Genomic DNA, 10,059 nt, shown 5'->3' with positions numbered 1-10,059 from the left:
ATGGTAATGCCGGGCGACAACGTGAACCTGGAAATCGAGCTGATCACGCCGGTGGCCATGGAAAAGGGGCTGCGCTTCGCCATCCGCGAAGGCGGCCGCACGGTGGGCGCCGGAACGCTGACGGAGATCATTCAGTAAGTGCGGAACTGCGGAACTGCGGAATTTCAATTCCGCAGTTACCCGATTCGGCGATGGGCAATGGAGAGGATGTATGCCACGGGAGATCATTCAGCTGCAGTGCACGGAGTGCAAAGACAAGAACTACTCCACGACGAAGAACCGGAAGACAACGCCGGACCGGCTGGAGATGAGCAAGTTTTGCCGGAAGTGCCGCAAGCACACGCCGCATAAGGAAGCGAAGTAATTGCGGAATTGCCGAACTGCGGAATTGCCGAATTCGAATTCCGCAATTAGCGATTCCGCAAGTCGGCAGTGAATGCAGGGGCGTAAGCTTAACGGTTAAACTGCCGGTCTCCAAAACCGGACTTGGGGGTTCGAATCCCTCCGCCCCTGCCAGGTTTCAGGACCGCGCAGCACCCGGAATCAGGAAAAAAGACGAGGCAGTAACGAATGGCAAAGTCGGCAGCAGTGACCGCGATGACGGAAGGCAGCTTCACCGAAAGAATGAAAGCCTGGCCGCAGCGCATCAAGGCCTTCTACAGCGACGTCCGTACCGAGATGAAGAAGGTCACGACGCCCAACCGCAAGGAAGTGCAGGCGACGACCGTGGTGGTGATCATTACGGTGTTCCTGTTCGGCTTCTACTTCTGGGTGGTGGACAACACGATTGCGCGGATCATCGACACGGTCATGCGCCACTTTACGCACCGGTAAGGGGAGCGCACACGCCAGGGCGCGCGTGTGCCACATGAGTTCATGATGGAAGAAGAGCAGAAGAACGAAGCAGCCGGGGAACAGATTCCTCCCCAGGGACCTGTGGAGAGCAACGGCGTGCCGACGGAAGGCGCGGAGGCCGCCGCGGTCCCGCCACCCACGAACCCGAACATGCGGTGGTACATCATCCACACCTATTCAGGATTCGAGCGCAAGGTCAGGGAGTCGCTGGAATCGCGCAAGGCGGCCTATGGCCTGGAGGCCAAGATCGGGCAGGTGGTAATTCCCACCGAGCCGGTCACGGAAATCCGCGGCGGCAAGAAGTACACCACCGAGCGCGCCTTCCTGCCGGGCTACGTGCTGGTGGAACTGGAGATGGATTTGTCGACGCCGGAGGGGCAGAACCTGTGGCACGTGGTGAAGTCAACGCCGCGGGTGACCGGCTTCCTGGGCGCGGGCAACCAACCGACACCGATGTCGGAAGACGAAGTGAAGACGATCATCTTCCGCGTCGCCGAGAGCAAGGACAAACCCAAGCTCAAGGTGAAGTTCGAGAAGAACGAGTCGGTGCGCATCAGCGAGGGGCCGTTTGCGACGTTCACGGGAATCGTGGACGAAGTCAACGAAGACCGCGAGACCTTGAAGGTGATGGTCACCATCTTCGGGCGCTCAACGCCAGTGGAGTTGGAGTTCGGGCAGGTGGAGAAAGTGGCGTAAGAAGTTTCAAGTTTCACGTCGGCGAGCGCAGTGGAAATGGCTGAGAGCTGACGGCGGAGAGTTGAGAGCTAAGAAAATGGCAAAAAAAGCGACAGGTTCGGTGAAATTGCAGATTGCGGCGGGCAAGGCGACGCCGGCGCCGCCGGTGGGACCGGCGCTGGGACAGGCGCAGATCAACATCATGGAATTCTGCAAGCAGTTCAATGCGCGCACCAGCGCCAAGGAACTGGAAGGTCTGATTATCCCGGTGGTGGTCACGGTTTATAGCGACCGCACCTTCACCTTTATTACCAAGACGCCGCCGGCATCGGTGCTGCTGAAGCGCGCCGCCGGCATCGCCAAGGGCTCGGGCACGCCGAACAAGGACAAGGTCGGCAAGGTGACGGAGAAGCAGGTGGAAGAAATCGCGCGGCAGAAGATGCCGGACCTGAACGCAGCGTCGCTGCAATCGGCGGTCAACAGCGTGAAGGGCACGGCGCGGAGCATGGGAATTGACGTGACGCCGTAAACGAATTTGACTTTGGAAATTTGAAATTTGCAGTCTGTCGATAACAACCACGGCACGCGGAGCAAAGCGCAGCGGTGGGAGACGAGGAATACCAATGGCAAGAAAAGCAGGAAAAAACGTTGAAAAAGCACGCGCCGCGGTGGAGCCGCGTTCGTACCGGCTGGACGAAGCAGTGCCGCTGCTGCAGAAGGTGAAGTACGCCAAGTTCGATGAAACGGTGGATTTGACCATGCGCCTGGGAGTCGATCCCAAGCACGCCGACCAGATGGTGCGCGGCACGGTGGTGCTGCCGCACGGGCTGGGCAAGAGCAAGAAGGTGCTGGTAATCGCCAGCGGCGAAAAAGTGCGCGAGGCGGAAGCAGCCGGGGCCGATTTCGTCGGGGGCGAAGACATGGTCGAGAAAATCCAAAAGGAAAACTGGATTGATTACGACGCCGTGATTTCGACCCCGGACATGATGCGTTCGGTCGGACGGCTGGGCAAGGTGCTGGGCCCGCGCGGCCTGATGCCGAACCCGAAGACCGGGACCGTGACCACGGACGTCGCGCGCGCGGTGCAGGAAGTAAAGGCCGGCAAGGTCGAATTCCGCACCGATAAGACGGCGCTGGTGCATGTGCCGGTGGGCAAGATTTCGTTTACCGCGGACAAGCTGATCGATAACGCGACCACCGTCATCACCAGCGTGATCAAGGCCAAGCCGGCGGCGGCGAAGGGCAAGTACCTAAAGGGGGTTTACCTGAGCTCGACGATGGGACCGGGCATTGCCATCGACACGGCTGCGGTGGAAGCGGCGGCGAAAGCATAGGTGGCGCGTCTGGCGCGGGTCACAAACCCGTGCCACAGCAGGCGTAAAGCGGCGGAAGTCCGGCGCGCTGGCCGAGGATGACACGAGATGAGAAAGGGATTCGGACCATGGCGGTAACCAAAGCGAAAAAGATCGAGCAGGTGGAAGAGCTCAGCCAGGACATGAAGCAGGCCAAGACGGCGATCCTGGCGACGTTTTCCGGGTTGAAGGCGGCGCAGACCGAAGACTTGCGCAAGACAGTGCGCACCGCGGGCGCCAAGTTCCAGGTGGTGAAGAACACGCTGGCGGAACTGGCGGCGAAGGGCACGGCGCTGGAGCCGGTGCTGAAAGACCTGACGGGTGTCACCTCAATCGCCTACACCGCGGGCGATCCGGTCACGCTGGCCAAGGCGCTGCAGAAGTACGTCAAGGACAATCCGGAGCTGAAGTTCAAGGTGGGCGTGGTCGAGGGGCGCGTGATCCAGGTGAAGGAGTTCGAGGCGCTGGCGACCATGCCGTCGAAGGAAGAGATCTACTCGAAGCTGCTCTTCCTGATCAACGCTCCCGCGCAGCGGCTGGTGACGGTGATGAATGCCGTGGGCCGCAACCTGGCGGTGGTGGTCAACCAGGGCGTGAAGGAGAACAAGTTTGCCGGTGGCGGAGAAGCCGCAGCCGGAGCGTAGAAATTTAGTGATTGAGTGCTTGCTTCAAATGTTTTCTCGGACTTTGAGGCAATCGGCAATCGGCAGTAAATCGCAAAATGGGTTTGGTTATCAGTAGGTCCGGGGTTGCGGAACGGAAATCGTAGTCGCGTAGTCTGGCGCGATGGCGGACGGAGCCGCACTGGAAACCTGGCCGACGGATAACAGCAGCGCAGGCCGAAGGTCTGCGAAATACAACTGAAAAAGAGTGGAGAATTGAAATGGCGGATCTGCAGCAGTTGGAAGAACAAATCGTAGGGTTGTCGCTGCTGGATGCAGCGCAGCTGGTCAAGAAGCTGGAAGAGCGGCTCGGCGTTTCGGCGGCGGCGGCAGCCCCGGTGATGATGGCGGGCGGCGGCGCGGGAGCGGGCGCGGCGGCGGCTCCGGCGGAAGAAAAGACCGAGTTCAGCGTCGTCCTGAAAGAAGTGGGCGCGAACAAGATCAACGTAATTAAGGCGGTGCGCGAAGTCACCAGCCTGGGCTTGAAGGAAGCCAAGGACCTGGTGGACGGCGCGCCGAAACCGATCAAGGAAGGGGTCGGCAAGGAAGAAGCGGAGAACATCAGGAAGAAGTTCACCGACGCCGGCGCGACGGTCGAAGTGAAGTAATTTCAACCCCAAGCGCGCGCGGGTCCCGGACCCGTGCGCACGCGTCATTTCTGAATCGGGATACGGCCGGCGGACATCGAAAAGGGTACGCGGCCGTGTCAAACAGGTGGCACACAACAGGCGGGCGGTCTCCCAGAGACCGTAGGAACAGGCCAACGTAACTGGCGCAGAATAACAAATTCAGATAGCGCGAAGCGCCGCAAACGGCGCCCACGGGGAAGCTTGTCCCCGGGGGCGCTGCCGTCTTTCGTCTGCGGTTCGACCCGCGGGTGGCCGAAACGAAAGCCGGCGGATTCCGGGCCTGCCGTTCGTAGAGCTGAGGAGTTCTAATGCCGACTAAGAAGCACAACGCTTTCCGTAAGCGCCTAGATTTTTCCAAGATTCCGACGACCATCCAGATTCCGAACCTGATCGAGGTGCAGAAGCGGAGCTACGACCGCTTCCTGCAGATGGACCGGTTGCCCAGCGAGCGTGACGATGCCGGGTTGCAGGCCGTGTTCCAGTCGGTGTTCCCTATTGAAGACTTCCGCAAAGTCTCGCAGCTGGAATTCGTCGATTTTGCCATCGGCAACTGGGAGTGCAAGTGCGGCCACCTGAAAGGGCTGCACCACTTGCGCACGACGTGCAAGAACTGCGGCTTCACGGTCATCACCGATCCGTTCCACCCCGGCGATGTGCTCTGCCAGCGCTGCGGAACGTACAACGCCAACACGCCGGACTTCTGCAACAAGTGCGGCGATCCGGTCGGGCTGCAATTGAAGTATGACGTCAGCGAGTGCGAAGAGCGGGGCATGACCTACTCGGCGCCGTTGAAGGTCACCATGCGCCTGACCATCTACGAGAAGGACCCGGAGACCAACAACCGCTCCATCCGCGACATCAAGGAGCAGGAGGTCTTCTTTGGCGACGTGCCGCTGATGACCGCCAACGGCACCTTCATCATCAACGGCACCGAGCGCGTGATTGTGAGCCAGTTGCACCGCTCGCCGGGCGTGTTCTTCGAGACCGCCAACAATCGCACCTACTTCCTGGGCAAGATCATTCCCTACCGCGGCTCCTGGGTGGAATTCGAGTACGACCAGAAGAACATTCTGTACGTGCGCATCGACCGCAAGCGCAAATTCCTGGGCACCATCTTCCTGCGCGCCCTCGGACTGCGTTCCGACGAAGACATTCTGCGCACGTTCTACACCGTGGACCGGGTGTCGCTGAAGGACAACAAAGTACGCTGGACCCTGGAACCCGGCATCGAGAAGCCCACCAACCTGCTCGGCATGAAGCTTTCGCACCGCATTACCAACAGCAAGGGCGAGGAAATCGCGCACGCCGGCCGCAAGGTGAACCCGGCGGTGCTGCGTGAAATCCAGAAAGCGCGCGTGACCGAGATCGAGATAGATGCCACCGACCTCGAGGGCGCCTGGACCGCCTCCGACGTGGTGGACACCAACACCGGCGAGGTGTTGCTGGAGTCCAATAGCGAAATCACCACAGCCCTGGTGAGCAAGTTCATGGACGCCGGGGTGGCCGAGATCAACGTTTTCTTCCCGGAACGCGACGACGTGGGCATGGTCATCAGCCAAACGCTGCGGCGCGATTCGGTGAAGACGCCGCAGGAAGCGCTGATCGAGATCTACCGCAAGCTGCGTCCGGGCGATCCGCCGACCCTGGACACGGCCACGGCCTTGTTCCATGGCATGTTCTTCGACCCGCGCAAGTACGATTTCTCGCGCGTCGGCCGGCTGAAATTCAACATCAAGCTGTTCGAGAAGGCTGACGCCACCAGCCTCGACAGCCGCACCCTGGAGCCGGACGATTTCTACGCCACCATCCGCTACCTGCTGAAGCTGCGCAAGAACATCGGCGCGGTGGACGACATCGATCACCTGGGCAACCGCCGGGTGCGCGCGGTCGGCGAACTGCTGGAAAACCAGTTCCGCATCGGGCTGGTCCGCATGGAACGCGCGATCAAGGAAAAGATGAGCGTGTACCAGGAAATGTCGACGGCCATGCCGCACGACCTGGTGAACGCCAAGCCGGTGATGGCGGCGATCCGCGAGTTCTTCGGGTCTTCACAGCTATCGCAGTTCATGGACCAGACCAACCCGCTGTCGGAAATCACGCACAAGCGCCGCCTGTCGGCGCTGGGGCCGGGCGGATTGTCGCGCGAGCGCGCCGGGTTCGAAGTCCGCGACGTGCACCCAACGCATTACGGCCGCATTTGCCCGATTGAAACGCCGGAAGGCCCGAACATCGGATTGATCTCGTCGCTGAGCTGCTATGCGCGGATCAACGACTACGGTTTCATCGAGTCGCCGTACCGGCGGGTGAAACAGAGCAAGGTGATGGACTTTGTTTCGGTGGTGAATGCCGGCGACAGCGACTACCGCGTCGGCGATCACATCGAGAAGGCCGAGGCCCTGAAAGCCAATGCCGATCTGAAGGAGCGCCGCAAGCGGTTGATCGATTACGAGCCGTACTCGTTCTACCTGTCGGCGTGGGAAGAAGACCGGCACACCATCGCGCAGGCCAACATCGAGCTCGATGACAAGGGACGGATCACCGCCGAACTGGTGAATGCGCGCAAGGCCGGCAACTTCGTGCTGGTGTCGCGCGACGAAGTGGACTACGTCGACGTGAGTCCGAAGCAGCTGGTGTCGGTGGCCGCCTCGCTGGTTCCGTTCCTGGAGCACGACGACGCCAACCGAGCGCTGATGGGGGCGAACATGCAGCGGCAGTCGGTGCCCCTGCTTCGGGCCGAGGCGCCGCTGGTCGGCACCGGCATGGAAGGCGTAACCGCGCGCGACTCCGGCGCGGTGGTGCTGGCCCGCCGCAGCGGCATCGTGGATTCGGTGGATTCCGAGCGCATCATCGTGCGCGTCGAGGGCGAGCATCATCCCATGCAGCTTTCGCGCGAGGTGGGCAGCGATATTTACCAGCTCACCAAGTTCAAGCGCTCCAACCAGAACACCTGCATCAACCAGAAGCCGATTGTGCGCAAGGGACAGCGCGTGCTCAAGGGCCACGTGATTGCCGACGGGCCGTGCACGGATTTCGGCGAGCTGGCGCTGGGGCGCAACGTGCTGGTGGCTTTCATGCCGTGGCGCGGCTACAACTTCGAGGACGCGATCCTGGTCTCGGAGAAGCTGGTCAAAGAGGACTACTACACGTCGGTGCACATTGAAGAGTTCGAGATCGAGGCGCGCGACACCAAGCTCGGTCCCGAGGAAGTGACGCGCGACATTCCGAATGTCAGCGAAAGCGCGCTGCGCGACCTGGACGAGAGCGGCATCATCCGCATCGGCGCGACCGTGAAGGCGGGCGACATCCTGGTAGGCAAGGTCACGCCCAAGGGCGAGACCCAGCTCACCCCGGAAGAGAAACTGCTCCGCGCCATCTTCGGCGAGAAGGCCGGCGACGTCCGCGACGCTTCCCTGACCTGCCCTCCGGGCATCGAAGGCACGGTTGTGGATGTGAAGATCTTCTCCCGCAAGGGGCAGGAGAAGGATGAACGCGCGAAGGCAATCGAAGGGGCGCAGGTCGCGAAGCTGGAAAAGAACCTGGCTGACGAAATCCGAATCCTGACCGACGAGCGGCTGAAGCGGCTGGAAGCGATCCTGGGCGGCAAGGAAGTGCAGGCCGACCTGCACGACGAGCGCACCAACAAGCGGCTGCTGGTCAAGGGCGCAAACCTGGATCGCGACACCATCGAGCGCATTTCGACGCGCAACCTGAAGCGCATCAAGTTCCCCGACAAGGATCCGCGGGTCAACGAGCAGATTGACGAAATCGAGGAGATGACCTCGCGCCAGATCGACGTGCTGCGCAAGATCGTGCGCGAGAAAGTTGACAAGCTGCAGAAGGGCGACGAGCTTCCGCCGGGCGTGATCAAGCTGGTGAAGGTTTACATCGCCATGGAGCGCAAGCTGAGCGTGGGCGACAAGATGGCCGGCCGGCACGGGAACAAGGGCGTCATTGCCCGCATCCTGCCGGAAGAGGACATGCCCTACATGCAGGACGGCACGGCGGTGGAGATTGTGCTCAACCCGCTCGGCGTTCCTTCCCGCATGAACGTGGGCCAGATATTGGAAACGCACCTGGGCTGGGCGTCGCACGAGCTGGGGCGAAAGATCAACGAGATGGTGACGAACAATGGCCGAGCCGAGGCGATGCGCCGCGAGTTGAAGGCACTGTTCAAGGAAACGCCGTTCGCGGATGAGGTTGCCGATCTCGACGATGAAACCCTGGAGAACGTTGCCGAGGGCATGGGACACGGCGTGTACTTCGCGTCGCCGGTGTTCGACGGTGCGCGCGAGACCGAGATCAAGTGGCTGCTGAACGAGGGGTCACTGCCCGAGTCCGGCAAGACCACGCTGTTCGACGGCATGACGGGCGACAAGTTCGAGCAGCCGGTGACGGTCGGTTATATCTACATGCTTAAGCTGTCGCACCTGGTGGATGACAAGATCCACGCGCGTTCCATCGGCCCGTACTCGCTGATCACGCAGCAGCCGCTGGGCGGCAAGGCGCAGTTCGGCGGGCAACGTTTCGGAGAAATGGAAGTGTGGGCGCTGGAAGCCTACGGCGCCGCCTACATCCTGCAGGAACTGCTGACGGCGAAGTCGGACGATGTCTATGGCCGGACCAAGATTTACGAGGCCATCGTGAAGGGCGAGGCGGCCATCGAGCCGGGCGTGCCCGAGTCGTTCAACGTGCTGATTCGCGAATTGCAGTCGCTTTGCCTCGACGTGGAACTGATCAAGGTCGGCGAACGCAAGCCGACGCAGGCGGCGACGGCAGCGGCGGATTAGCAGCTGGTAGTTGGTAGTCAGGAGTTAGCGCCTGACTGCCAGCATCGGCCAAAAAGGGCTTGGAAATGGAAGCGCTTCGGGGATGCTCCCGGACGCGAGGCGCTCATTTTGAGGTAGGCAGGAGCTGACTACCAGCTCCTAACTACTAACTACCTGTTCGGAGCCGCCCGCAGCGGCGTTGGCGCTGCAATCGGAGGCAACTTTGTACCGTTCGAGCCCATTCGACCTCGGCAACACGATCGCTGATTTTGACGCCATCCGCATCAGCCTGGCCTCGCCCGAGAAGATCCGGAGCTGGTCGCACGGCGAGGTCACCAAGCCGGAGACGATCAACTACCGCACCTTCAAACCGGAGCGTGACGGGCTGTTCTGCGCGCGAATTTTCGGGCCCGTCACCGATTGGGAATGCCTGTGCGGCAAGTACAAGCGCATGAAGCACCGCGGCGTGATCTGCGACAAGTGCGGCGTGGAAGTCACGCTGTCGAAGGTTCGCCGCGAGCGGCTCGGCCACATCGAGCTGGCTTCGCCGTGTTCGCACGTCTGGTTCTTCAAGGGCCTGCCCAGCCGCATCGGTCACCTGCTCGATATCTCCCTGCGGGACCTCGAGTCCGTACTCTATTTCGAGGCCTACGTGGTGGTGGAGCCCGGCGACGCCCCGGTCAAGGAACACGAGGTCATCAAGGAAGAGACCAAGTTCCGCGAACTCGACCAGCAGTTCCGCGCCACCGGCTTCAAGGCAATGATGGGGGCGGAGGCGATCAAGGAACTTCTGAAGCGGGTGGAGGTCGAGGAGCTGTCCACCGACCTGCGCGAGAAGATGAAGAACGAGACCTCGATGCAGAAGCGCCTGAAATACGCCAAGCGCCTGAAGGTGGTCGAGGCCTTCCGCAAGAGCGGCAACAAGCCGCACTGGATGATCCTGGACGTCATCCCGGTAATTCCGCCCGAGCTGCGTCCCCTGGTGCCGCTGGATGGCGGGCGCTTCGCCACCAGCGACCTGAACGATCTGTATCGCCGCGTCATCAACCGCAACAACCGGTTGAAGAAGCTGATGGACCTGCACGCGCCCGAGGTCATCGTGCGCAACGAAAAGCGCATG

10 protein-coding genes and 1 tRNA gene are annotated in these 10,059 nt (G+C 61.4%); all 11 read left to right on the top strand.

Annotation, left to right across the window (positions count from 1 at the left end):
* Positions 1-138 (top strand): elongation factor Tu (tuf, locus tag VFI82_00765; GenBank protein ID HET7183184.1); only part of this gene is annotated, 138 nt, incomplete at its 5' end.
* Between the two features lie 73 nt (positions 139-211).
* The gene (gene rpmG / locus VFI82_00760; GenBank protein ID HET7183183.1) at positions 212-364 is read left to right on the top strand and encodes a 50S ribosomal protein L33; all 153 of its coding nucleotides are present in this window, start codon (positions 212-214) and stop codon (positions 362-364) included.
* 76 nt (positions 365-440) lie between these two features.
* Positions 441-516 (top strand) — tRNA-Trp (locus tag VFI82_00755).
* 54 nt (positions 517-570) lie between these two features.
* Entirely contained in the window at positions 571-834 is a 264-nt protein-coding gene (gene secE / locus VFI82_00750; protein ID HET7183182.1) for a preprotein translocase subunit SecE, read from the top strand.
* 42 nt (positions 835-876) lie between these two features.
* Positions 877-1,551, top strand: a complete 675-nt coding sequence (nusG, locus tag VFI82_00745; GenBank protein HET7183181.1) for a transcription termination/antitermination protein NusG — start codon at positions 877-879, stop codon at positions 1,549-1,551.
* Positions 1,552-1,627: 76 nt separating this feature from the next.
* Positions 1,628-2,059, top strand: coding sequence for a 50S ribosomal protein L11 (rplK, locus tag VFI82_00740; GenBank protein HET7183180.1), 432 nt, complete (start codon positions 1,628-1,630; stop codon positions 2,057-2,059).
* Positions 2,060-2,153: 94 nt separating this feature from the next.
* Complete coding sequence (gene rplA, locus VFI82_00735; GenBank protein HET7183179.1) at positions 2,154-2,864, top strand: 50S ribosomal protein L1; 711 nt, start codon at positions 2,154-2,156, stop codon at positions 2,862-2,864.
* 107 nt (positions 2,865-2,971) lie between these two features.
* Entirely contained in the window at positions 2,972-3,526 is a 555-nt protein-coding gene (gene rplJ, locus VFI82_00730) for a 50S ribosomal protein L10 (GenBank protein ID HET7183178.1), read from the top strand.
* A gap of 233 nt (positions 3,527-3,759) precedes the next feature.
* Entirely contained in the window at positions 3,760-4,152 is a 393-nt protein-coding gene (gene rplL, locus VFI82_00725; GenBank protein ID HET7183177.1) for a 50S ribosomal protein L7/L12, read from the top strand.
* A 329-nt stretch (positions 4,153-4,481) separates the two neighbouring features.
* Positions 4,482-8,960 (top strand): DNA-directed RNA polymerase subunit beta, encoded by a 4,479-nt coding sequence (gene rpoB / locus VFI82_00720; GenBank protein ID HET7183176.1) that lies wholly within the window; start codon positions 4,482-4,484, stop codon positions 8,958-8,960.
* Between the two features lie 202 nt (positions 8,961-9,162).
* A partial coding sequence (locus VFI82_00715; protein HET7183175.1) for a DNA-directed RNA polymerase subunit beta' occupies positions 9,163-10,059 on the top strand: 897 nt, incomplete at its 3' end.

It is taken from the genome of Terriglobales bacterium (assembly GCA_035691485.1).
GTDB lineage: Bacteria > Acidobacteriota > Terriglobia > Terriglobales > Acidobacteriaceae > JAIQGF01.
The sequence above is the reverse complement of the archived record's forward strand: the minus strand, read 5'-3'. Positions and strand labels throughout refer to the sequence as shown.

Bases quoted from the DNA above. Each gene is read 5' to 3' on its own strand.
- nusG (HET7183181.1), top strand. From the start codon at position 877: ATGATGGAAGAAGAGCAGAAGAACGAAGCAGCCGGGGAACAGATTCCT.
- rplJ (HET7183178.1), top strand. From the start codon at position 2,972: ATGGCGGTAACCAAAGCGAAAAAGATCGAGCAGGTGGAAGAGCTCAGC.
- rplA (HET7183179.1), top strand. From the start codon at position 2,154: ATGGCAAGAAAAGCAGGAAAAAACGTTGAAAAAGCACGCGCCGCGGTG.
- rpmG (HET7183183.1), top strand. From the start codon at position 212: ATGCCACGGGAGATCATTCAGCTGCAGTGCACGGAGTGCAAAGACAAG.
- rplK (HET7183180.1), top strand. From the start codon at position 1,628: ATGGCAAAAAAAGCGACAGGTTCGGTGAAATTGCAGATTGCGGCGGGC.
- secE (HET7183182.1), top strand. From the start codon at position 571: ATGGCAAAGTCGGCAGCAGTGACCGCGATGACGGAAGGCAGCTTCACC.
- rpoB (HET7183176.1), top strand. From the start codon at position 4,482: ATGCCGACTAAGAAGCACAACGCTTTCCGTAAGCGCCTAGATTTTTCC.